Here is a 23,683-nt window from a genome sequence, read left to right as displayed (position 1 = left end):
GAACCGGGAATGGGGTCAATGCGCTAGGACAATGCCCTGTGTTGCCGGTTCAATTGCGTCTAGCACGGGTGTTTCGGTCGGTCGGGTGCGTGTGCGCACAAGGCGTTCTGCACGCGCGCGCAGTTGGCCGCAGCCGCCATCGATGTCCTGTCCTGCCGAGTTGCGCACCTTTGTCAGTACGCCGTTCTCATGCAGGTAGCGCATGATCTGGTGAATGCGATCCGCCTCAGGTCGCTGAAACTCGTCGTCATCGAGGCTGTTGTAGGGAATGACGTTCATGATCGCGAACTTGCCACGAAGCAGCCGAATGATCCCGTCCATCTCCTGCTGGCTGTCGTTGATACCTTTGAGCAGCGTCCACTGATACTGGATTGGGTAGTCGACCAGCCGGGCGTAGGCTTCGCCGAGCTCGACAAGCTCGGCGGGGTCGAAATAGGGCGCTCTCGGTAGCAGCTCTCGGCGCAGGCTCGCATCGGTACTGTGCAGCGACAAGGCCAGCGCCGGCTTCACCTTCTGCTGAGGCAGCCGCTCGAACACTCGCGGATCGCCGACGGTGGAAAAAACGAGGTTCTTGTGGCCGATGCCGCCTTCGGTGCCGAGCAGCTCGATGGCCTCAAGTACGTTGTCCAGATTATGTGCAGGCTCGCCCATGCCCATGAACACGACTTTTTTTACCGGACGGAAGCGGCGCGCGAGGGCGACCTGCGCAACAATCTCGGCGCTGCCCAGTTGGCGGAGCAGGCCGCTCTTGCCCGTCATGCAGAACACGCAGCCCACCGCGCAACCGACTTGGCTCGAGACGCACAGGCCGTCGCGGGGCAATAGCACGCTTTCAACCATCTGACCGTCCGCCAGCATTACCAGCAGCCGCGCGGAACCATCAGTGGCTGGATGCTCGGAGCGCAGACGGGCGAGGCCATCGATTGTCTCGTTCACGCACGGCAAGCCGTTACGTACGGACAGGGGAAGGAAGTCTTCGGTTTTCTGATGACGCGTGCCGGTATCCAGCGGCCTGCCATTCAGCCAGGCGCGTGTGACCCGACCGATGTGGATGGGCTTGGCGCCAATGGAGGCGAGCTGTTGGTGAATATCTTGGATGCGCATAAGGCGCGCATTCTAGCCAAACGGCATCAACCGGTCTGTAGGCCGTTGCGCGACATTGAGGATGGTCTATGGCGTTCCGCCAGGCGGTCAGTCCCGGAACCGAGGGCTCCCCAGCGCCATGACGATCAACAGCGCTGAAAGCAGGGCGAACGCCAGCGTCAGCGATGCGTAGTGAGCAATCACGCCGATCAGCGCGGGGCCTGCAAGAACCCCTGCAAAACCGATGGTGGTCGCTGCTGTGATGGCTTGATGGACGGGCATGGTGTGCTGACGGCTCAGCGAGGAGATCAAAACAGGAGAGACGTTGGCGCAGCCAAGCCCGCAAAGGCCGTAACCGAGCAGGGCCCACCCCCAATGGTCGGTAAGAACGGTCAGGGCAATGCCGAAGGCAGCCAGCAGCCCACCCAAACCAATCACCCTGGCGGTGCCCAGGCTGTTCACCACCGGCGCCCCGGCGAAGCGTCCTATTGTCACCATCAGCGCGAAACTGGCGTATCCCAGGCCGCCTTTGGCGGTTTCCAGGGCCTTTTGCTCGGTCAGATAGAGAGCACTCCAGTCCAGCACTGCGCCTTCTGCCAGATACACGACGAAGGTCATGGCGCCCACCAGCAGCACCGCACCTGTCGGTCGGATGAAGGCGACGCCGCCAGCTGGTGCCTTGTCCCGCAAATAGCCGGGCATCACTGTGATGTTCGCTAGCGCGATGACCGCGATCATCAGCAGGGTGCCAGTAGCTGGGGCGAGGCCCAGTGTCAGTGCGCCGGTAAGCGACAGCGCGCCGCTGATCGAGCCCAGACTGAACATGCCGTGGAAGTTCGACATGTGACGCCTGCCAGTGTCGCGCTCGATCACCGCCCCCTGAATGTTCAACACGACATCGATCACGCCAAGGCTTCCGCCAAAACAGAAAAGCGCCAGAGCCAGTACTGCTATCGATTGGGTGAAGGCAATGCCAAGCAGGGCAAACAGCAGCAAGACGACGCTGCTGAGCACAACGGGACGGATTCCGCGTCGTGTCACCAGCAGGCCGGACAGAGGCATCCAGGTCAGCGAGCCGATACCGATGCACAGCAGCAGGGTGCCGAACAGCGCGTCGCTCATTTCGATGCGCTCGCGCACGTACGGCACCAGCGGTGCCCAGATGGACAGACCGAACCCGGCCATGAAAAAGCCGACACGTGTCGCACGGCGCGCGATGGGGGAGGCGGCATCGAGGGGCTTGGAGGCCGCAGGCATGCTCAGGGTTCCTTGCTCTAAACGGGGTGACGCTCACTCATACATTGGCTGGAGGTCGCGGCGCGCATTCTGTCAAAGAAATGCAGCGAGAGCAGATAGATAGGTGCCAGCGAAGCCGGATCTCATCGGATGCAGTCGGCTCAAACCATCCAGCCAGCAAGACACTCATGGTAATCTTCCCGTTTGCCAACATGCGGCCCCGGAGCGGTACATGAAGTTCATTCACCAGCGCGAACACCTCAACGAAGACGACTTCGTGATCATCGAATGCTCGCAACCTTGCAACATCCGCCTGATGAACGACAAGAATTTCCGCAGCTTCAAGAATGGCGGCCGTCATGCATATCACGGCGGCGCTTTCGACAAGTTTCCAGCGAAGATCAAGGTGCCCAACACCGGCTTCTGGAACATCACCATCGACACAGTGACGCGCAAGGCCATCAGTGTCACCCGCAAGCCGACGCTCACCCACTCGATCAAGATCGTCCGCAATTCGCCGTCCGAGCTGAAGTAACCCTTTCTATCCGGTGCGCAGCCTCTGCTGCCGCCAGGTTTCTGGTTGTTCAAATGTCACTTGTCGATTAACGCACCCCCTGCGACGTAATCGCTTGCCTTTGGTGCTTCGTTTAATTAGCTTCACGTGAAGATTCTTTTCGTGGAGACAATTATGCACAAACCCAAAGGCGGTGATCACGTCGATGGCGTGCTCGCTCAGTGGCAAAGCGTGCGCCCTGAAGGTGACGCATCGCCGATGGCGATCTTTACGCGTGTGTATCGGCTGTCCAAATACCTCAACCGATGCATCGCCGATGTCTTTCGCAAGCACGGTCTGCATGACGGCGAATTTGATCTGCTTGCAACGCTCTATCGCAGCGGCGAACCGCAAGGGCTTACGCCGAACGCCTTGCGGCACGCCGCCGTGCTCAGTTCGGGTGCCATGACCAATCGGCTCGACCGCCTCGAGGCCGCCGGGCTGATCCACCGCGCGCCCAATCCGGACGATCGACGCAGCCTGCTGATACGCCTCACTGATGAGGGGCAGACCGTATTGCTCGCCTGTCTCGATGAATATCTGACGACGCTGGATGGTCTACAGGCGCCGCTGGATCAGGAGCAGAGACAGGCCTTGGCGAGCGGCCTTCGCATCCTATTGCGGTCCTTGGAGGAGCAGGGCGATGACTGAGGCAAAACGTGGCACTACAGGTGCGCACCTCGGCATGCTGCTCTGGGCGTTGTTCGTTGGCCTGTCTTTCCCCGCAGTGGGGCTGATGAGCGAAGGCCTGCCGCCGTTGCTACTGACCGCTATCCGTTTCAGCATTGCCGCCTTGGCATTGCTACCCCTGTTGTTGCGCCAGAATGAACGCTGGCCAAGCCTGCCGGGGCTACTTCTGTATGCGTTGATGGGCCTGAGCCTGGCTGGTTTCTTCGGCACCATGTTCTGGGCCGCGCACCGTATCAGCGCTCTGTCGATGGCTACGCTGTTCGTCAGTGTGCCGCTGCTGGCTTATTGCATCGGTCGCGGCTTGGGTGTCGAACAACCTGCAGGCCGGCTGCTGGCGATACTGGCGCTGGGTGCGGTGGGCGCGCTGGGGCTGGCTGTAGCCGAAAGCAACGGAGACATAGCCCAGTTGGAGTTCGGCTTTGGTGAGTTGGCATTCTTCTTCGGCTGCATTGCTTCGGCGATGTACCCGGTGCTGAGCAAGTGGGGGCTGCAGCGCGGCGTACTGGCACCTCAGGCCGGCTTGCGCACGTTCTGGAGCCTGCTGATGGGGGCCATGCTGGTTGGCGCGCTAGGGCTCGTCTGGGAACAGCCGATGGCTCTAACCCGGATGGACTGGCGTGATGTCACCCTGGTGGTCTATCTGGGTGTATTTTCCAGCGGTATGACTTTCTTCCTGCAGCAGCGAGCCACGGCGGTGCTGACCCCGGGGGCGGTGACCGCGTATAGCTACCTGGTTCCGTTCGTATCGATGCTGCTGCTGTTCATCGCCCAACCACAACGAATCGGCTGGCACTGGCTGCCGGGCAGTGTCTTGGTGATCATCGCTATCGGATTACTGCTCCGGCGCGGTAAGGCTGCTGCGGCGTAGCGGCGGCGCGTCAAAGACACCTGTCAAACTGAACGGTTCGCTGCGGCCTCCGCGAGTCTTGAGGTCAGGTGCCCTTCAGTCGTCGTCGGCGCTTGCACTCACCGCGCCCAGGCAGCGAAGGCGGGTTTGCGGTGCGCTGCCGAGGCTCCAGCACTGCTCATCCTCGCTGTACAGTGCTTCCATTACGCTGTTGTAGCTGAACGACCACTGCCGCCGCTCACGGCCGTCGATCGACTCGATGCGCACAACGGTTTCCTCACTGGCGAAAGGCTCGCCTGCGTTGGCGGCGGCATCGGCGCGGTCGAGCAGGTCATCGTTAAGGGTGAACTGCCAGGCGTGCAGACCGTCGACTTCAAGCATGTCAGCGGATTCCAGTTCATCGAGCAGGTAGCGGGGTTCGGTAGACATTGCACGCTTCGCGTATGGGGTGATTGAGGTAGGTTCGTGGCCGCTCCAGGATATGGGACGGCCAGAGTTGGCTCAGTTGTCGTAACCCAGGTTCGGCATCAGCCAGCGCTCCGTGACAGTGATGTCTTGGCCCTTGCGAGAGCTGTAGCGCTCGGCCTGGTCCTTGTCGATCTTGCCTACTGCGAAGTACTGCGCCTGAGGATGGGCGAAATACCAACCACTGACTGCAGCTGTTGGGAACATTGCGTAATGCTCGGTCAGGGTGACCTGACTGACGCCGTCGGCATCAAGCAGCTGGAACAGCGTGCCTTTTTCCGTGTGGTCGGGACAGGCTGGGTAGCCCGGGGCAGGGCGGATGCCTTTGTATTGCTCCTTGATCAGCTCTTCGTTGCTCAGCTGTTCTTCAGGATCGTAGCCCCACCATTGCTTACGGACCTGCTGGTGCAACCACTCGGCACAGGCCTCGGCGAGGCGATCGGCAAGCGCCTTGACCATGATTGAGTTGTAGTCGTCGCCGGCGTCCTGATAGGCCCTCGCCACTTCTTCAGCGCCAATACCGGCCGTGGTAATGAAGCCACCCACGTAGTCGGTCACTCCGCTGCTTTTCGGTGCGACGAAGTCGGCCAGCGAAAAGTTCGGCTTGCCGTCTGTCTTTACCGTTTGCTGGCGCAGGTGGTGAAGTGTGGCGAGGGCTTCGCCGTCGTCGCCATAGACTTGTATGTCGTCTTCGTCGAACTGGTTGGCTGGCCAGAAGCCGAACACGGCGCGCGCCTTGATCAGCTTTTCATCGACCAGCTTGGTGAGCATCGCCTGGGCATCGTTGAACAGTGAGGTGGCGGCTTCGCCAACGACTTCGTCCTCGAGGATGCGCGGATACTTACCGGCGAGATCCCATGAAATGAAGAACGGTGTCCAGTCGATGTAATCGACCAGGGTACGCAGGTCGATATCTTCCAGGACCTTACGGCCGGTGAATGTCGGTTTGACCGGCGAGTACGCCGCCCAGTCGAACTGGGGTTTGACCGCAACTGCTTCAGGGTAAGTCAGGCGCTCGGTGCGGGCGCTGCGATTAGCGGTGCGCTCGCGAATCATCGCGTATTCTTCACGGGTTTTCTCGACGAAGGCCGGCTTCAGCTCCTTCGAGAGCAAGGTGGTCGCCACCCCTACGGCGCGCGAGGCGTCGGTGACATAGACCACTGCATCGTTCTTGTAATGCGGGTCGATCTTCACCGCTGTATGTGCTTTGGATGTGGTCGCGCCGCCGATCATCAGCGGCAGGTGAAAATCTTGGCGCTGCATTTCACGGGCGACGTGGACCATCTCGTCGAGCGACGGCGTGATCAGCCCGGAGAGGCCAATGATGTCGCATTTCTCGGCTATGGCTGTTTGCAGAATCTTTTCAGCCGGGACCATGACGCCCATGTCCACTACGTCGTAGCCGTTACAGCCAAGCACCACGCCGACGATGTTCTTGCCGATGTCGTGAACATCACCTTTGACGGTTGCCATGAGGATCTTGCCCTTGGCTTCCGGCTTGTCGCCTTTCTCGGCTTCGATGAAGGGAATCAGGTGCGCCACGGCTTGCTTCATCACGCGCGCGGACTTGACCACCTGTGGCAAAAACATCTTGCCCGAGCCGAACAGGTCGCCGACCACGTTCATGCCCGACATCAACGGCCCTTCGATGACCTCGATAGGACGCGCGCATTGCTGGCGGAATTCTTCGGTGTCCTGAACGATGTGGGTGGTTATGCCCTTGACCAGCGCATGTTCGAGCCGCTTCTGGACCGTATAACTACGCCATTCCTCGGTTTCCGCTTCTTTGACGCTGCCGTCGCCCTTGAACTCGTCGGCGATGGCCAGCAGCGCTTCGGTGCCGTTGGGCGTGCGGTTGAGCACTACGTCTTCTACCGCGTCGCGCAGCTTTTTCGGGATCTCGTCGTAGATCTCCAGCTGACCCGCGTTGACGATGCCCATCGTCAGCCCGTTCTGGATGGCGTAGTAGAGGAACACCGAGTGAATCGCTTCGCGCACCGGGTTGTTGCCACGGAACGAGAACGACACGTTGGATACGCCGCCGGAGGTCAAGGCGTAGGGGAGGTTGTCACGGATATAGGCGCAAGCTTCGATGAAGTCCACGGCATAGTTGTTGTGTTCTTCGATGCCGGTAGCGACGGCAAAGATGTTCGGGTCGAAAATGATGTCTTCCGGTGGGAAGCCCACTTCATTCACCAGAATGTCGTAGGACCGCTGGCAGATCTCGCGCTTGCGTGCAGCGGTATCGGCCTGACCGGCTTCGTCGAAGGCCATGACCACCACGGCGGCGCCGTAGCGCTTGCATAGCCGCGCATGGTGTTTGAAGGCGTCGACGCCTTCCTTCATGGAAATCGAGTTGACGATGCCTTTGCCCTGGATGCACTTGAGGCCCGCTTCGATCACTTCCCACTTGGAGGAGTCGATCATGATCGGCACGCGTGAGATGTCAGGTTCACCGGCGATCAGATTGAGGAAGGTGACCATGGCCTTCTCTGAATCCAGCATGCCCTCGTCCATGTTGATGTCGATCACCTGTGCGCCGGCCTCGACCTGCTGCAGGGCAACTTCCAGCGCCTCGGTGTAATTCTCTTCACGGATCAGCCGGGCAAACTTGGCCGAGCCGGTAATGTTGGTGCGTTCGCCTACGTTGACGAACAGCGAACTGCGATCGATGGTGAAGGGCTCGAGACCGGACAGCCGGCAGGCCTTGGGAATATCGGGTATGACGCGCGGCGGGTACTTCGCAACGGCGTTAGCAATCGCCTCGATATGCGCAGGCGTCGTACCGCAGCAGCCACCGACGATATTGAGAAAGCCGCTGGAGGCGAATTCCTCGACCACCCGGGCCATTTCTGCCGGGCTTTCATCGTATTCACCAAAGGCGTTCGGCAGGCCCGCGTTGGGGTGCGCCGAAACATGGGTTTCGGCCTTGTTAGACAGCTCTTCCAGATAGGGGCGCAGCTCTTTCGCACCCAGGGCGCAGTTGAGGCCGACCGAAATGGGCTTGGCGTGGCGAACCGAGTTCCAGAAGGCTTCGGTGGTCTGGCCGGACAGGGTACGGCCCGAAGCGTCGGTAATGGTCCCGGAGATCATGATCGGCAGCTCGAAGCCGATGTCCTCGAATACCTGTTGCACGGCGAAGATCGCCGCTTTGGCATTGAGCGTGTCGAAAATAGTCTCGATCAGGATCAGGTCGGACCCGCCTTCGATCAGGCCGCGCGTGGCTTCGGTGTAGTTCTCGACCAGCTCGTCGAAGGTCACGTTGCGGTAGCCGGGATTGTTCACATCCGGTGACAGCGAGCAGGTACGGCTGGTCGGGCCGAGCACGCCGGCAACGAAGCGCGGGCGATCGGGCGTTTCGGCCGTCTTGGCGTCGGCGGCTTGTCGGGCGAGGCGGGCGCCTTCGACGTTCAGCTCGTAGACCAGCTCCTCCATGCCGTAATCCGCCTGGGATACGCGCGTGGCATTAAAGGTGTTGGTTTCGACGATGTCGGCGCCCGCGTCGAAGTAAGCCTTTTCAATCGCGCTGATGGCGTCCGGCCGGGTGAGGATCAACAGGTCGTTGTTGCCTTTCAGATCCTGCGGCCAATCGGCGAAGCGCTCGCCGCGGTAGTCGGATTCTTCCAGTTTGTAACTCTGGATCATCGTGCCCATGCCGCCGTCGAGAATCAGGATGCGCTCCTTGAGGGCCTGCTGGAGTGCCTGGAGACGGGCATTGCGGTCGAGCATGAGAACTACCTGAAGCTGGTTGCGAGGACCGCGAATAATAGCAAAGCTGCACGCTTTTTGATCACCCGCTGATTTACATGAGCAGCGCTCATGTTGATAAAGTGCTCGTAAGCGGCAGACCCCTGCGTAGACCGGTAAGTCCTACTAAAACACTAGGACTTTATCCGGGGCGGTGGTTGGCGTACACTGCCGGGCATGTATGAGAGGAGTTCCCATGAGCGCCATTACCATTACCGAAGCTGCACACGATTACCTGGCCGACCTGCTTGAAAAGCAGAACACTACCGGGATCGGTATCCGGGTCTTTATCACTCAGCCAGGCACGCCTTACGCTGAAACCTGCATCGCCTATTGCAAACCGGGCGAGGAAAAGCCGGACGACATCGCGGTCTCTCTTAAGAGCTTTACCGCCTGGATCGACGGCACCAGCGAACCATTCCTGGAAGACGCCCTGGTTGATTACGCCACTGACCGCATGGGCGGACAGCTGACTATCAAGGCACCCAACGCCAAGCTGCCGATGGTCAATGAAGACAGCCCGCTCAATGATCGCATCAATTATTACCTGCAGACCGAAATCAATCCCGGACTTGCCAGCCATGGCGGGCAGGTGACTTTGATCGATGTGGTGGACGAAGGCGTGGCAGTGCTGCAGTTCGGAGGTGGGTGCCAGGGTTGCGGTCAGGCTGATGTAACGCTCAAGGAGGGTATTGAAAAAACCTTGCTGGAAAGGATCCCGGAACTGAAGGGCGTGCGTGATGTGACCGACCACACCAATCGCGACAATGCCTATTATTGAGTGGTAACGGCCTAAACGGTGGCTGTTTCGGTCAGCTTGATGGCTGATTGCTACTATCTTTTCGCGTCGTCCCCACAGCGCCCGCTAGCTGAGATAAGCTGTCCAGGATCCAGAGGCCTGGCCAAGTGAGCGAGCGCTGCATGTCTGCCGTTTCCCTTTTGATTTGCGATGATTCCAGCCTGGCGCGCAAGCAATTGCTGCGCGCACTGCCGGCTGAGTGGCCGCTGGATATTTCTCAGGCTGCCAGTGGTCGCGAGGCGCTTGAACGAATTCGCGAAGGGGACATCGATGTCTTGCTGCTCGATCTGACCATGCCAGACATGGACGGCTATGGGTTACTGGCAGCCCTTCGCCACGAGCAGCTGGAATGCAAGGTCATCGTGATCTCGGCGGACGTCCAGGAAGAGGCCGTGCGCCGGGTGCTGGAATTGGGTGCGCTGGCATTCATTCGCAAGCCTGCCGATCCGGTACATCTGCAGCAGACCCTGGCGGGGCTTGGGGTTGTCGGCAGCGAATTGCCGGCGCTCGGAGAGCGAAACGCCGGTCCGGTTGCGTTCCGCGATGCCTTTCGTGAGGTCGTTAACGTAGCGATGGGGCGAGCGGCGGCACTGCTCGCCAAGGTGCTAGGGGTGTTCGTGCAGCTGCCCATCCCCAATGTGAACATCCTCGAAGTCGGTGAATTGCACATGGCGCTGGCTGATGCCGCTCAAGGCGACAAGCTGTCGGCGGTGTGCCAGGGTTATATCGGCGGCGGCATCGCCGGCGAGGCACTGCTGATATTCCACGATTCCGAGATTGCTGACATGGCGCGTCTGATGCGCGCCGATGATTACCTCGAACTGGAGATGCTGCTCGATCTTTCCAGTCTTCTGATCAGCGCATGTCTGAGCGGTATAGCAGACCAGATCGATGTGGTCTTTTCTCAGGGGCACCCGCAGGTGCTGGGCCAGCATGCTTCAATCGACGAACTGATACGTCTCAACCGTAAACGCTGGAAAAACACCTTGGCGGTTGAAATCAGCTACAGCCTGGAAGGTCATGACATCCATTTCGACCTGCTCTTGCTGTTCACCGAAGACTCGGTTGAGCTGCTGTCACGCAAACTCGTCCCGTTGATGAGCTGAACATGTCCGAGCCGAACGATCTAAGCGAACTTCACTGGTTACTGGCCATCATCCAGAGTATCGACGTGGGTGTCGTGGTGCTTGACCGCGAGTATCGCATCGACGTCTGGAATACGTTCATGGAAAACCGCTCCGGACGGTTGCCCGAAGAGGCGCGCAAGAAAACCTTCTTTGAGCTGTTTCCTGAAGTCGACGAGCACTGGTTTCGCCGTAAGGTGGAGAACGTCGCTACGCTCGGGACTCCGTCGTTCACCATCTGGGAGCAGCGGCCGTATCTGTTGCGATTCAAAAACTACCAGCCGATTACCGGACTGGAAGATTTCATGTACCAGAACACCACTTTGATGCCATTGAAGGCGCTCAACGGCAGAATCGAACAGATCTGCCTGATCATCTATGACGTAACCGATGTGGCTACCAACCGTCGCCAGTTACAAGCGGCGAATCAGGAACTGCAGCGCCTATCCAGCACCGACCGCCTGACTGGCCTGTTCAATCGAGGCCATTGGGAGGAGATGCTGCGTCAGGACTATGCGCGACATCTTCGCTATGAGCGCAACGCAGCGCTGGTCATGTTCGATATCGACCACTTCAAGAAGATCAACGACAGCTACGGCCATCAGGCCGGCGATGCCGTGATCCAGCAAACTGCCGAGCTTGTTCGGCAGTGCATGCGCGACGCGGATATTGCCGGACGCTACGGCGGTGAGGAGTTCGTGGTACTGCTGCCGGACACCGACAGCGAGGGCGCAGTGACCTTTGCTGAACGGTTACGGCAAACCATTGCGGCTCATGAGGTCGTCTACGACGGGCACAGCATTCGCTTCACCGTCAGTTTGGGAATTGCGGACCTTAGCCAGCCAACCAGTGGTTACGCGCAACTGATTGAGCGCGCAGACAACGCCCTGTACTCATCAAAAGCCGCAGGGCGCAATCAGGTGACGCTGTACCACTAGGCCTTCGTGCGGGCGCTCAGAAATTTCAGCAAAGTGACTTCTTCACTGCTCATCCACTTGCGCTTTCTCGCCTTGCTCAGTTGCGCCAGTTCGCCAGCGACGAAGGCGTCAAGCACGTCAGGGTGGATGTAGCACTGGCGACACACTGCGGGCGTATTACCGAGTTGGCGAGAAACCTGGGAAACCACATCGACCAGATTGCGGCGCGCCACGGTGTCCGGTTGCCATTCACGCTTGCGCAGGTATTCCAGCGCCAAGGCACTCCCTGCCCAGGTTCGATAGTCCTTGGCGGTAAAGTCGCCCCCGGTCATCTCCTGTATGAATGCGTTAACGTCACTGGAGCTGACTGGCCGACGCACACCATGTTCGTCCAGGTATTGAAACAAATGCTGACCTGGCAACTCCATGCAGCGCCGGATGATGCGCGCCAGGCGCTGGTTCTTTAGTGTCACGCGATGCTCTACACCGCTTTTGCCTCGGAACTGAAAACGGATTGCCGCGCCCCGTACATCGACATGACGGGTTCGCAGTGTGGTCAGCCCATAAGAGCGGTTTTCTTTTGCGTATCGCGAGTTGCCAACACGGATCAGGGTCGATTCGAGCAACTGCACCAGCAGCGCCATTACCTTTTCCCTCGGCATGCCATGCAAGGACAACTGCTGCTGCAAGCGCTCACGCATTCGCGGCAAGGCAGAACCGAATGACAGGACACGTTCGTACTTGCTGCTGTCGCGGATCTCTCGCCAGCGAGCGTGATAACGATATTGCTTGCGACCGCGAGCGTCGCGTCCAGTCGCCTGCATATGACCTTGAGGATCCGGGCAAATCCAGACATCGGAATAAGCGGGCGGAATGGCCAGCTTGTTGATGCGGGCTATTTCCTGCACATCAAGGATGCGCTCGCCCGACGGCAGGAAATAAGCAAATTTACCTCTGAGCTTTCGGCGGCTGATGCCTGGCCCGTGATCGTCCACGTAGTGCAGATCGGTAGGTAGCTCAGGGCAGAGGGCCGTGCCGGTATCCGGCATTTCATCCGCCGGCTGCGGGCGAACGCCCTCCGCCAATTGCGGCGCCTTCCCGCTGCCCTGATCGATCAGCATGCATGCTCCTGAAAGGGCCTCTGCCCGGCGTTCTAAGCCCAGCTGCGTCAATGATTGTGCGTTGAATGCAGCCAGGCTGTCCTGGTGGTTGTTGGCGACTTGCTGGGCGAGGCCGGTGTCAGTCTTCGCTTTCCTGGCTGTTACGCATCAACAGCCGTATCGCGGCTACAAGTTCGTCGATTGCCTCGCGATAGATAGCCGGATCCGCCTTTGTTTCGGCGCTGTCCGCCAGCCGTCGTGCACTTTCCAGATGGTCATTTATCGAGGAATAGTCTCCGATCATATAAGCGCTCCTGGGTTCGAACGAGAAGGGTGCTGACACAAGCGCTGTGTCTCAATAACAGACCGGCACGGACGACAGGGGTTCTGGCTCGCGTAACGGCGCAGCATGAACAGCAATGTTGTTTCCATTTTTGCTGCCAATGCCATGCCGCTTGTCAGTAGCGGCGCCTCCACCGAGATCATTGCGGCAGCTGATCGCGGAAATATTGGCTCCGTCCGGCTCCGATACTCACTGTTCGGCGCCGTTGAATCATGCTCAGTCAGTAATCCCAGGCTGTGCAGGCATGGACCATGCACTCAATTTCACGCCATCCTTGCTCAATTCGAGTCGGGCAGCCTCCAGCAAACCGGCCAAGTGGGCCGGGTCTGCATACTGAGATCGCGCGATATGTAGGATTGATAGAACTTCGTCACCTGCCGCACTGGTTACGCTTAGCGAGAAGCTGCCGTCCGTGTGGTCGGCTCGAGTCACTGCATGACAGGGTAAAAACGCCATTTCGCAGATGCGTCTGGCTTCATCAAGGTCAAGGACTGCCGATGTCATCCTCTTGGTCCGCAGATATTGATCATTTTGCAGGTGCAACGTCGAAGATCAGATTGATCCCATCGCCGCTGCCGTCACCCACTACCGAGCCCTGTACCGGTTTGTGCGTCACCTGACGACCCTTGTAGAAGTCGCTCAGATGCTGCTGCGCTACATCGCAGACATGTGTGATCAATCCGGTGGTCTGCGTATCGCGGGGAATGATGAACTTGAGGGTGATGCAATGGCCTTGTTCACCCTCCGGCAGATTGGCCAGACCGCTGCTATGCCATTGATCATTGACGTAGGCTTCTGCACCTTTCATGGGCTGCTCCTTGTTTATTGGCTTATTGCTGGGACCGTCGAATACCCGAATGGGTCCGTCTGCTCAGCGGAGCACCTGCGCGGATCAGGCACTTGAAAGCGAAAAGGCCCGGCGCTTGCGCAGCCGGGCCTCATCTAAACGCGGACAGTTTTATTCGGGCATGTGCCAAGGAGCCAAATGTACGCCTTGGCGACTCAGGTCGGCGCGTGCCTGCTCCAGTGACTGGCCGAGCTTGATCGGGTCGGAGTAGACATGGCTAGCCAGTTTGCAATGACCGACGGTGCGCGATTCGCTGCCATCCAGAACTGTGATACTGAGCTCGCCGTTGCCTTCGAGCAGCGTCCAGGCCACGCACTGGAATGGTTTGAACGCACGGTCAGTAATCAGGAGGGCGTCGTTAAAGCGAAGCGGGCTGTTCATCAGGCATGTCTCTCTGTGTGATAACCAAAAATCGGATATGAGCCTGCCGCCAAGCTGTCGGCGCTGGCCTTACATATCCATTGATGTACACAGAGGACCGATAAGTCACAGGGCTGTTTCGTGTTTTACGGTTTTTTTTGCAATTAGCCAAAGGTCTAGCATTAGCTGCAGCTTGCACTCTCGGCTTAATTGCAAGCTAAGTTATTGTTTTAGTTGAGCTAGTTTCAGGTGGCACATGTAGATTCCGGTTCAAACCTGCGTTTAATGTTGTTTCGGGTGTGGCGAAGAGCCGCAACCGGAGTAAAAAACAAAACGGCCAGATCCAAGTTCTGGATCTGGCCGATGTATACAAAGCGCTGCGCTAATTCTGCGTAGTCAGACCTTGAACTGCCTGAGCAGGCGATTCAACTGCTCGGCTAGCTCACCGAGCCGCTCTCCTGCCGCGCTCGACTGCTCGGCGGCCTGTGTACTTTGTTGCGCCAACCCAGCTGCCTGAGTGACATTCTGGTTGATGTCTTCGACTACGTGCGTTTGTTGCAATGTAGCGCTGGCTATCGACGCGTTTAATCCCGACAGGTTGCGCAGTGCCTGGGCAATTTGGCCAAGGCTTGCCCCGGCCTGACTCGCTTGCTCCACGGTGGCCTGGGAAGCTCGGCTGCTTTCCATGATCACCGTGACGGCTGCACCTGAGTTCTTCTGCAGGCGTTCGATCATTGTGTGAATCTCGGCCGTTGAGGTCTGGGTGCGTTGCGCAAGCAGGCGAACCTCGTCGGCTACCACTGCGAAGCCTCGACCTTGCTCACCTGCGCGGGCTGCCTCGATCGCGGCGTTTAGTGCGAGGAGGTTGGTCTGATCGGCGATCGATCCGATGACCTCGAGAACCGATCCGATCTTGGTGGTCTCGTCAGCTAACGACTGGATGACCCCGACCGCTTCGTTGATGGTGGTTGAGAGCTGGTCGATCTGCTGCAAGCTGGCTTCGATATTTCGTTGCCCCAAGCCTGCCTGTTTCTCCGCGTCACCTACTTCATTGGATGCCTGTTCAGCATTCTTCGCCACTTCCTGAACAGCATAGGTGACCTCGTTGACGGCTGTGGCAACCAGCTCCATTTGTTGCGACTGTTGCTGACTCTGCTTGTGCGCCTGTCCGGCCAGACCGCCGAGTGAATTAGAGGAAGTTTCCAGTGCGCCGGAGGTCTCAAACAGTTGCCCGATCACCGAGCGAAGCTTGGCGGTAAAGGTGTTGAAGTCACGGCTAAGTGTGGTCAGCTCGTCGTTGCCTGACACGTCGAGGTTGCGCGTCAGGTCGGCTTCGCCGCTGGCGATGTTGGCCATCGCCTGCATGGAGTGGCGCAATGGCTGAGTAATACTGCGGATGAGGATGGCGACCAGCACCGCCATCAGCGCAGCGATTGCCAGGCCGATGATCGAAAAACGGACGAGATAATTCTGGAACTCCGCTTCGACGTCGTCGACGTAGATCCCCGAACCTATGATCCAGCCCCATGGCTTGAACAGCTCGACATAGGAGATCTTCGGCACAGGGTCTTTCTCGCCGGGCTTCGCCCACTGGTAGTCAACCAGGCCGGCACCTTTGAGTTGAGCAATCTTGACCATCTCGTTGAACAGTTCTTTGCCGTTCGGATCCTTAACCTTGGACAGATTCTGGCCCTCAAGCTCGGGTTTCATCGGATGCATGACCATGACGGGCTGCATGTCGTTGATCCAGAAATAGTCGTTCTGGCCATAGCGAATCAGACGAACCTGATCCATTGCGGCTTTCTGTGCCTCGGCCGTCGTCATGCTCCCGTTGGCTTCGAGCTGCTGGTAATAGGTCAGTACTCCTCGCGCGGTCTCGACGATGTTTTGCGTCATGACCTGCTTGCCTTTGTACAAGTCGCTACGCACTTGCTGGATCATCAGCAGGCCAAGCACGAAGAGCATGGCCACCGCTACCAGTGGAATCAGCCAGAGGCGCTTACTAATCGGGAAGTTTCTTAGCAGATTCATAGGGTTGTAAGCTCCTGTTAATGTCTTGTGTTTTTTATTATTCGAATAGGGAGTGGAGCGCGGCGACACGGTCTGCCCTGAAAAACAGTTAAGGCAGCGGTTTTGGTCATGGCTCATGAATAGCGTTTCGGCTGTCAGTTGAAAAAGATGAGGGTGGCCGCGTTCACCAATGAATTTACTTGGCTAAAGCGAGTCAGAACAGCGCTCAGATGGCTATCTGACATATACCTTTGTGGCATATTCAGCCGCGATAAAATCCAGCGTTAAATTGGGGAAATAGATGGACCTATGGATTGCCTTTCAGGCGTTGCTTCTAGGGGTAGTGGAAGGCATCACGGAGTTTCTGCCGATATCCAGCACCGGGCACCAGATCATCGTCGCGGACCTGATCGGTTTCGGCGGGGAAAGAGCGCTGGCTTTCAACATCATTATTCAGCTAGGTGCGATCCTGGCGGTCGTGTGGGAGTACCGGCGCAAGATCGTCGACGTGGTGGTCGGCCTGCCGAAACAGAAGCAGGCTCAGAAGTTTACCGGGAACCTGCTGGTCGCGTTTTTTCCGGCGGTGGTGCTTGGTGTCACCTTCGCTGATCTCATCCATGAGTTCCTGTTTAACCCGATCACGGTAGCTGCCGCACTGGTAATTGGTGGCGTGGTGATGCTCTGGGCTGAAAAGCGAGCGCATGAAGTGCAGGCCGAAACGGTTGATGACATGCACTGGAGCCAGGCCCTGAAGGTGGGTTTCGCACAGTGCTTGGCTCTCATTCCCGGCACCTCCCGTTCGGGTGCAACGATCATCGGTGGACTGTTGTTCGGGCTGTCCCGTAAGGCAGCCACGGAGTTTTCGTTCTTCCTGGCCATGCCAACCATGGTCGGTGCTGCGGTGTATTCGGGTTACAAGTATCGAGATCTTTTTCAGCCAGCCGATTTGCCGGTGTTTGCGATCGGCTTTGTTACATCGTTCATCTTTGCGATGGTGGCTGTCAGAGCCTTGCTGAAATTTATAGGCAACCATAGCTACGCGGCATTTGCCTGGTATCGAATCATCTTCGGCATCATCATCCTTGGAACCTGGCAGTTCAGCCTGATCGACTGGAGTACTGCGGCCGGCTGAGCACGCTTGAACAGATAGCCAAGGAGCGCTTACGTGCACTCGTTCGAACATCAGCTTCTATCAGTCAACGGCATCATACTCAGCATCTATAGCGCGGGTCCCCTGAATGGGCCTGTAGTCTGGTTGCTGCACGGGTTTCCTGAAAGTTGGTATTCGTGGCGGCACCAGATACGGATGCTGGCGGAGGCGGGATATCGGGTGTTGGTCCCTGAAATGCGCGGCTACGGGCAGACCAGCGCTCCGGATGATGTCTCCAGCTATGACCTGATGACCGTCTGCGCAGACATCCAGGCGGCGATGGACCTGCTTGGTCAGCGCTCGGTAGCAGTGGTGGGGCACGATTGGGGCGCACCGGTCGCCTGGCATCTAGCCTTGCTTGAGCCGCAACGAGTCAGAGTGATCGCCGCCATGGCCGTGCCCTACGGTGGTCGTCCGAAACGACCTGCTATAGAGATCATCCGCAGCCAGTTCGCCGATCGGTTCAACTACATCCTTTACTTTCAGCAGCCTGGTGTTGCCGAGACCGAGTTGGATCAGGACATTCCGCGCACGTTGCGGATGATGATGCACAACACCTCGGCAGCGGTCCCCAAGGATTTGTTTCTACAGGACAAGCCGGCCGGCAGCTCGCTCTATCAGGGCATGCGAGATCCCGGCGCGCCCCCAGCCTGGTGCGCTTCGGACGCGTTCGCCGTCTACCTCGCTACGTTCGAGGGGCGTGGCTTTCGTGGTGCACTGAACTGGTATCGCAATTTCGAGCGTAACTGGGAGCGCACAGCGCCGTTAGCCGAACGAAAGGTTGAGCAGCCCGCGCTTTTCCTGCTGGGCGACAAGGATCCGGTTGGTACTCTGGAAGCCCATACGCTGCAGAAGATGCCCAGCTGGGTTTCGGACCTTGAGCAGCACATCGTCGAGGACTGTGGTCATTGGATACAGAGCGAGCAGCCCGAGCAGGTCAACAGGCTTCTTCTCAGTTTTCTTGAGCGCCGCTACACCTAAGCCCGAAGGGGCTAGCTGCTCGTAGCGCCAGAGGTAAGCGGCTAGAATCCCCGGTTTTCCGCGGGATCACTTGCCATGGAATTACGCGGTCAGCTGAAAAGCTGGAACGATCAGAAGGGATTCGGTTTCATTCGGCCGGAACAGGGTAGCGAGGAAATCTTCGCGCATATTTCGGCCATGCGCGGCGCTCGGCGTCCGGTGCAGGGCGACCGGGTACTCTACATCAGTGAACGGGACGAGAACGGACGCCTGCGCGCCACGCATATACGCCTGGACGCAGGGCTGTCTTTAGACGAGCCGGCCATTCGACGAAAGCCGCCTGGGGTAGCGGTCCAGTCCGCGCAGAATAGAAGCACCCAACCAAGTCCAAAGCAAGGCCTTTGCGCAACGGGGCGATAAGGTGGCCGCTACCAAAACTCCTGGGGTTGATTCTGCTCTGTCTGTTACCGGCACTCGGGCTTTTTCGTATGGCGGGGCAGGGTAGCTACTGGCCGCTCTATGCCTATCTCTTGGGTAGCCTGTTGGCGTTTGGGCTCTACCTGCACGACAAGCGCAGCGCACTGCGTAGCGGCTGGCGTACGCCCGAGGCCCGCCTGCATCTGGTTGAGTTGCTGGGCGGCTGGCAGGGTGCGTTGATCGCTCAGCAGGCATTGCGTCACAAGACGCGTAAATTCTCTTTCCAGCTGGTGTTCTGGCTGATCGTCATCGTTCATCGGGCCGCGTGGCTGGACTATCTGTATCTCCAGAGCATGTATCGACACCTGCCGCATTTCTGAGTACATAAAACCAACGACAGCAGATACAAAAACGCCCCGGCTTAGCGGGGCGCTTTCGTGCGTTGCGGACCGTTAGATCACGCCGAGGCTGCGCAGGTAGTCATCGTACGTTCCGCTGAAGTCGGTCACGCCCGAAGCCGACAGCTCGATAATGCGGGTCGCTAGCGACCCAACAAATTCCCGGTCATGGCTGACGAAGATAAGAGTGCCCGGATAGTTCTCCAGTGCAAGGTTGAGCGCCTCGATCGATTCCATATCGAGGTGGTTCGTAGGTTCGTCCATCAGCAGCACGTTAGGCTTTTTCAAGATCAACTTGCCGAAGAGCATGCGGCCCTGTTCGCCACCGGATATCACGCGGACGGATTTCAGGATTTCGTCGTTGGAGAACAGCATGCGACCAAGGGTGCCGCGCACGACCTGCTCGCCACCTTGTGTCCATTGACTCATCCAGTCGAACAGCGTGACATCATCTTCGAAATCATCGGCGTGATCCTGAGCGTAGTAGCCGAGTTCGGCGCTCTCGGTCCACTTCACCGAACCCGCATCGGGTTGCAGCTCGCCAACCAGTGTGCGAAGCAGGGTGGTCTTGCCAATCCCGTTAGGGCCGATAATGGCTACGCGCTCTCCGGCCTCGACCGTGAAGCTGAAATTCTTGAACAGCGTTTTGCCGTCAAAGCCCTTGGCCACATGCTCCACGGTCACAGCCTGGCGGTGCAGCTTCTTGGTTTGCTCGAACCGGATGAAGGGGCTGACACGGCTGGATGGCTTGACCTCGGCCAGCTGGATCTTGTCGATCTGCTTGGCCCGTGAAGTCGCCTGCTTGGCCTTGGAGGCGTTGGCCGAGAAGCGGCTGACAAAGGTCTGCAGTTCGGCGATTTGCGCCTTCTTCTTTGCGTTGTCCGACAGCAGCTGCTCGCGTGATTGGGTCGCCGCGGTCATGTACTCGTCGTAGTTGCCAGGGAACAGGCGCAACTCGCAGTAATCCAGGTCCGCCATGTGCGTGCACACGCTGTTCAGGAAGTGGCGGTCGTGGGAGATGATGATCATGGTGCTGTTACGCGCCGTGAGTACGTTTTCCAGCCAGCGGATGGTATGAATGTCCAGGTGGTTGGTTGGTTCGTCGAGCAGCAGCACTTCAGGGTCGGAAAACAGTGCCTGCGCCAGCAACACACGCAGCTTCCAGCCGGGGGCGACCTCGCTCATCGGGCCGAAATGCTGTTCCAGAGGAATACCCAGGCCCAGCAGCAGCTCACCAGCTCGAGACTCGGCCGTATAACCGTCCATCTCGGCGAAATCGGTTTCCAGCTCTGCCACCGCCATGCCGTCGTCTTCGCTCATTTCTGGCAGCGAATAGATGCGCTCGCGTTCGGCCTTGACCTTCCACAGCTCCTCATGACCCATGATCACCGTGTCGATGACATTGAAGTCCTCGTAGGCGAACTGATCCTGCCGCAGCTTGCCGAGGCGCACGTTGGGTTCGAGCATGACCTGGCCTGCGGACGGCTCAAGATCGCCACCGAGGATTTTCATGAACGTCGATTTGCCGGACCCGTTGGCGCCGATCAGGCCGTAGCGATTGCCATTGCCAAATTTGACGGAGACGTTTTCAAACAGCGGCTTGGCGCCAAACTGCATGGTGATGTTAGCTGTAGAAATCAAGAAGCTCTATCTCGCGGGTTTCAGAGTGTTAGGTATCGGCTTGTGCATGCTCGGATCGAACGTTGTTGGTCGTTCGCCCAAAGCCCCCTCAGCGTTGATCCGGCGGGCGTACGTTAGCAGCAGCATTCGTGCGCAAGGCCGAGCTGTTGGGATAAAGGTAGGGGTTCATGCCAGACAGTGCCGCTATTGTCGCATAGCTGCGCCGGCAGTTGTATGAGGTCCACAAAAGCAAACGCCCCGAACCAGTCGGGGCGCTCACTCATCTACCGCTTCGTCGTCAGGCTGTTCTAGACAGCCTGCGATCTGAGCGTTGTCACTGAAGCGTCAAACGGCAACCACGTCGATCTTTGCCTTCGCCGCAGACTCGCGGAATTCGGCAATCTGATCGAAGCTCAGGTAGCGGTAAACGTCAGCCGCCATGGTGTCGATCTGAGCAGCGTAGACCATGTACTCCTCGACAGTCGGCAGACGGCCAAGAATCGAAGCAACAGCTGCCAGTTCGGCAGAAGCCAGGTACACGTTGGTCGCGTCACCGAGGCGGTTGGGGAAGTTACGAGTCGAGGTGGAGACGACTGTCGAGCCGGTTTCAACACGTGCCTGGTTACCCATGCACAGCGAGCAGCCCGGCATTTCCAGTCGCGCACCAGCACGGCCGTAGATGCCGTAATAACCTTCCTCGGTCAGCTGATGCTGGTCCATCTTGGTCGGAGGCGACAGCCACAGGCGCGTCGGTAGAGCACCTTCGACCTTGTCCAGCAGCTTGCCGGCGGCGCGGAAGTGACCAATGTTGGTCATGCACGAACCGATGAACACTTCGTCGATCTTCTCGCCTTGCACAGTCGAGAGCAGGCGAGCGTCATCCGGGTCATTCGGTGCACAGAGCACAGGCTCAGTGACTTCGGACAGGTCGATCTCGATGATCTCGGCGTACTCGGCATCCGCATCGGCAGCCAGCAGCTCCGGCTGGGCCAGCCAGGCTTCCATGGCCTGCGCGCGACGCTCCAGAGTACGAGCATCGCCGTAGCCTTCGCTGATCATCCAGCGCAGCAGGGTGATGTTCGACTGCAGGTATTCGGCGATCGCCGCTTCCGGCAGCTTGATGGTGCAGCCGGCAGCAGAGCGCTCTGCCGAGGCGTCAGACAGCTCGAACGCCTGTTCTACGGTCAGCTCGTTGAGGCCTTCGATCTCGAGAATGCGGCCGGAGAAGATATTCTTCTTGCCTTTTTTCTCTACGGTCAGCAGACCTTTCTGAATCGCGTAATACGGAATCGCATGAACCAGGTCGCGCAGGGTGATGCCAGGCTGCATCTTGCCCTTGAAGCGAACCAGTACCGACTCCGGCATGTCCAGCGGCATGACACCGGTGGCTGCGGCAAAGGCGACCAGACCGGAACCGGCCGGGAAGGAGATCCCCATCGGGAAACGGGTGTGCGAGTCACCGCCAGTACCGACAGTATCCGGCAGTAGCATGCGGTTCAGCCAGCTGTGGATGATGCCGTCGCCCGGGCGCAGGGAAACACCGCCGCGGGTCATGATGAAGTCCGGCAGGGTGTGGTGAGTGGTGACATCGATCGGCTTCGGATAAGCCGCGGTGTGGCAGAAGGACTGCATCACCAGGTCGGCAGAGAAGCCGAGGCAAGCCAGGTCCTTCAGCTCGTCGCGAGTCATCGGGCCAGTGGTGTCCTGGGAGCCGACGGTGGTCATCTTCGGTTCGCAATAGGTGCCCGGACGGACGCCTTTGCCTTCCGGCAGACCGCAGGCGCGACCGACCATTTTCTGGGCGAGCGTGAAGCCCTTGTTGCTTTCTGCCGGCGCTTCCGGCTTCTTGAACAGGTCAGTCGGACCCATGCCAAGTTCGGCGCGTGCTTTCTCGGTCAGACCGCGACCGATGATCAGCGGAATACGGCCGCCAGCGCGCACTTCGTCGAGCAGGACGTCAGTTTTCAACTGGAAAGTGGTGACCAGCTCATCGCTACCATGGCGGCGGACTTCGCCTTTGTACGGGTAGACGTCGATTACGTCGCCCATTGCCAGGTCGGAGCAATCGAACTCGATCGGCAGTGCGCCGGCGTCTTCCATGGTGTTGTAGAAGATCGGCGCGATCTTGGTACCAAAGCAGAAACCGCCGGCACGCTTGTTCGGCACGTTCGGGATGTCGTCTCCAAAGAACCACAATACCGAGTTGGTAGCGGATTTACGCGAAGAACCGGTGCCGACCACGTCACCAACGTAGGCGACAGGGAAGCCTTTGGTTTGCAGCTCTTGCATCTGCTTGAGTGGACCAACCGAGCCAGGAACGTCGGGGTTGATGCCGTCGCGAGCCATTTTCAGCATCGCCAGCGCGTGCAGCGGGATGTCCGGGCGCGACCAGGCGTCTGGTGCTGGGGATAGGTCGTCGGTGTTGGTTTCACCAGTGACCTTGAATACGGTCAGAGTGACCTTCTCGGCAACGGGGGCGCGGTTCTTGAACCACTCGCCTTCCGCCCAGGACTGCAGAACAGCTTTGGCGTTGGCATTGCCGGCTTTGGCTTTTTCAGCGACATCGTGGAAAGCATCGAACATCAGCAGGGTGTGCTTGAGTTGCGCTGCAGTGGTGTCGGACAGTTCGGCGTCATCGAGCAGGTCGACCAGCGTGACGATGTTGTAACCGCCCTGCATGGTGCCCAGCAACTCAACGGCGTGCTGCTTGCTGATCAGCGGCGAGGTGGCTTCGCCTTTGGCGATGGCGGCAAGGAAGCCGGCCTTGACGTAAGCGGCTTCGTCCACGCCCGCAGGAACGCGGTTGGTGATCAGATCAAGGAGAAATTGTTCTTCGCCGGCAGGCGGGTTTTTCAGGAGTTCGACCAGGCCCGCGGTCTGCTCGGCGTTCAGCGGCTGGGGCACGACGCCCTGAGCGGCACGCTCTTCTACGTGTTTGCGATAGGCTTCAAGCACAGTTTTATACCCTCATCATTGGTCCCATGGGTGTCTCGGGACGCGCATCCGGAAGCTGTTTT

At 58.7% G+C, this 23,683-nt stretch carries 19 protein-coding genes and 2 pseudogenes; 9 read left to right on the top strand and 12 right to left on the bottom strand.

Features of this window, described 5'->3' with window-relative positions:
• Positions 1-15: 15 nt before the first annotated feature.
• Together ALTERO38_RS10520 and ALTERO38_RS10515 are read right to left on the bottom strand one after the other, a co-directional pair.
• Complete coding sequence (locus tag ALTERO38_RS10520) at positions 16-1,104, bottom strand: RNA methyltransferase (protein ID WP_256663880.1); 1,089 nt, start codon at positions 1,102-1,104, stop codon at positions 16-18.
• A gap of 87 nt (positions 1,105-1,191) precedes the next feature.
• A complete protein-coding gene (locus ALTERO38_RS10515; RefSeq protein ID WP_159968354.1) occupies positions 1,192-2,340 on the bottom strand; it encodes an MFS transporter in 1,149 nt (382 codons plus the stop codon).
• Between the two features lie 211 nt (positions 2,341-2,551).
• On the opposite strand from ALTERO38_RS10515, the gene ALTERO38_RS10510 reads away from it, so the two are divergent.
• The 3 genes from ALTERO38_RS10510 to ALTERO38_RS10500 all read left to right on the top strand — a co-directional run bounded on the left by ALTERO38_RS10510 (position 2,552) and on the right by ALTERO38_RS10500 (position 4,430).
• Positions 2,552-2,854 (top strand): DUF1883 domain-containing protein, encoded by a 303-nt coding sequence (locus ALTERO38_RS10510; RefSeq protein WP_019339196.1) that lies wholly within the window; start codon positions 2,552-2,554, stop codon positions 2,852-2,854.
• Positions 2,855-3,007: 153 nt separating this feature from the next.
• Positions 3,008-3,523, top strand: a complete 516-nt coding sequence (locus ALTERO38_RS10505) for a MarR family winged helix-turn-helix transcriptional regulator (protein WP_159968353.1) — start codon at positions 3,008-3,010, stop codon at positions 3,521-3,523.
• On the top strand, positions 3,516-4,430 hold the full coding sequence (locus tag ALTERO38_RS10500; protein ID WP_256663879.1) for a DMT family transporter: 915 nt from the start codon (positions 3,516-3,518) through the stop codon (positions 4,428-4,430). The genes ALTERO38_RS10505 and ALTERO38_RS10500 overlap by 8 nt, the downstream gene beginning before the upstream one ends.
• Before the next feature lie 75 nt (positions 4,431-4,505).
• On the opposite strand, the gene ALTERO38_RS10495 is transcribed toward ALTERO38_RS10500, so the two are convergent.
• A complete protein-coding gene (locus ALTERO38_RS10495; protein WP_102835326.1) occupies positions 4,506-4,838 on the bottom strand; it encodes a DUF5629 family protein in 333 nt (110 codons plus the stop codon).
• 72 nt (positions 4,839-4,910) lie between these two features.
• On the bottom strand, positions 4,911-8,603 hold the full coding sequence (gene metH / locus ALTERO38_RS10490; RefSeq protein WP_159968352.1) for a methionine synthase: 3,693 nt from the start codon (positions 8,601-8,603) through the stop codon (positions 4,911-4,913).
• Positions 8,604-8,817: 214 nt separating this feature from the next.
• Here metH and nfuA point away from each other — a divergent pair, with 214 nt between their 5' ends.
• The 3 genes from nfuA to ALTERO38_RS10475 all read left to right on the top strand — a co-directional run bounded on the left by nfuA (position 8,818) and on the right by ALTERO38_RS10475 (position 11,482).
• On the top strand, positions 8,818-9,402 hold the full coding sequence (nfuA, locus tag ALTERO38_RS10485; protein ID WP_102835324.1) for a Fe-S biogenesis protein NfuA: 585 nt from the start codon (positions 8,818-8,820) through the stop codon (positions 9,400-9,402).
• A gap of 140 nt (positions 9,403-9,542) precedes the next feature.
• A complete protein-coding gene (locus ALTERO38_RS10480) occupies positions 9,543-10,526 on the top strand; it encodes a response regulator (RefSeq protein WP_148924137.1) in 984 nt (327 codons plus the stop codon).
• Positions 10,527-10,528: 2 nt separating this feature from the next.
• Positions 10,529-11,482 (top strand): sensor domain-containing diguanylate cyclase, encoded by a 954-nt coding sequence (locus ALTERO38_RS10475; protein ID WP_159968351.1) that lies wholly within the window; start codon positions 10,529-10,531, stop codon positions 11,480-11,482.
• Here the strand turns inward: ALTERO38_RS10475 and ALTERO38_RS10470 are convergent.
• The 6 genes and pseudogenes from ALTERO38_RS10470 to ALTERO38_RS21795 form a co-directional block, all read right to left on the bottom strand.
• Positions 11,479-12,582, bottom strand: a complete 1,104-nt coding sequence (locus ALTERO38_RS10470) for a DNA topoisomerase IB (RefSeq protein ID WP_159968350.1) — start codon at positions 12,580-12,582, stop codon at positions 11,479-11,481. The two genes, ALTERO38_RS10475 and ALTERO38_RS10470, sit on opposite strands and share 4 nt — an antisense overlap.
• A 118-nt stretch (positions 12,583-12,700) precedes the next feature.
• Positions 12,701-12,865, bottom strand: a complete 165-nt coding sequence (locus tag ALTERO38_RS10465; protein WP_164863208.1) for a hypothetical protein — start codon at positions 12,863-12,865, stop codon at positions 12,701-12,703.
• Positions 12,866-13,430: 565 nt separating this feature from the next.
• Entirely contained in the window at positions 13,431-13,712 is a 282-nt protein-coding gene (locus ALTERO38_RS10460; RefSeq protein WP_148924141.1) for a hypothetical protein, read from the bottom strand.
• A 150-nt stretch (positions 13,713-13,862) separates the two neighbouring features.
• Positions 13,863-14,132, bottom strand: coding sequence for a hypothetical protein (locus tag ALTERO38_RS10455; RefSeq protein ID WP_102835319.1), 270 nt, complete (start codon positions 14,130-14,132; stop codon positions 13,863-13,865).
• Positions 14,133-14,507: 375 nt separating this feature from the next.
• A complete protein-coding gene (locus ALTERO38_RS21800) occupies positions 14,508-15,242 on the bottom strand; it encodes a methyl-accepting chemotaxis protein (RefSeq protein WP_372239414.1) in 735 nt (244 codons plus the stop codon).
• 123 nt (positions 15,243-15,365) lie between these two features.
• Positions 15,366-16,052 (bottom strand): annotated as a pseudogene (locus ALTERO38_RS21795) (cache domain-containing protein); the annotation flags it as partial.
• A 370-nt stretch (positions 16,053-16,422) separates the two neighbouring features.
• On the opposite strand from ALTERO38_RS21795, the gene ALTERO38_RS10445 reads away from it, so the two are divergent.
• From ALTERO38_RS10445 to ALTERO38_RS10435, 3 genes and pseudogenes are all read left to right on the top strand, one after another.
• Positions 16,423-17,253: an undecaprenyl-diphosphate phosphatase gene (locus tag ALTERO38_RS10445; protein WP_102835317.1), complete on the top strand. Its 831-nt coding sequence runs from the start codon at positions 16,423-16,425 to the stop codon at positions 17,251-17,253.
• Between the two features lie 33 nt (positions 17,254-17,286).
• Positions 17,287-18,252 (top strand): alpha/beta fold hydrolase, encoded by a 966-nt coding sequence (locus ALTERO38_RS10440; protein WP_159968348.1) that lies wholly within the window; start codon positions 17,287-17,289, stop codon positions 18,250-18,252.
• Positions 18,253-18,327: 75 nt separating this feature from the next.
• A pseudogene (locus tag ALTERO38_RS10435) lies at positions 18,328-19,028 on the top strand (DUF1294 domain-containing protein).
• A 72-nt stretch (positions 19,029-19,100) separates the two neighbouring features.
• Here ALTERO38_RS10435 and ALTERO38_RS10430 read toward each other — a convergent pair.
• Together ALTERO38_RS10430 and acnB are read right to left on the bottom strand one after the other, a co-directional pair.
• Entirely contained in the window at positions 19,101-20,687 is a 1,587-nt protein-coding gene (locus tag ALTERO38_RS10430; RefSeq protein WP_159968347.1) for an ABC-F family ATPase, read from the bottom strand.
• Between the two features lie 324 nt (positions 20,688-21,011).
• Positions 21,012-23,621, bottom strand: a complete 2,610-nt coding sequence (gene acnB, locus ALTERO38_RS10425; RefSeq protein WP_159968346.1) for a bifunctional aconitate hydratase 2/2-methylisocitrate dehydratase — start codon at positions 23,619-23,621, stop codon at positions 21,012-21,014.
• Positions 23,622-23,683 lie beyond the last annotated feature (62 nt).

The sequence above is a fragment of the Pseudomonas sp. 9Ag genome, assembly GCF_902506445.1.
Lineage (GTDB): Bacteria > Pseudomonadota > Gammaproteobacteria > Pseudomonadales > Pseudomonadaceae > Stutzerimonas > Stutzerimonas stutzeri_AB.
Note: the sequence above shows the minus strand (reverse complement) of the source record. Positions and strands in the feature narration are given on the sequence as shown.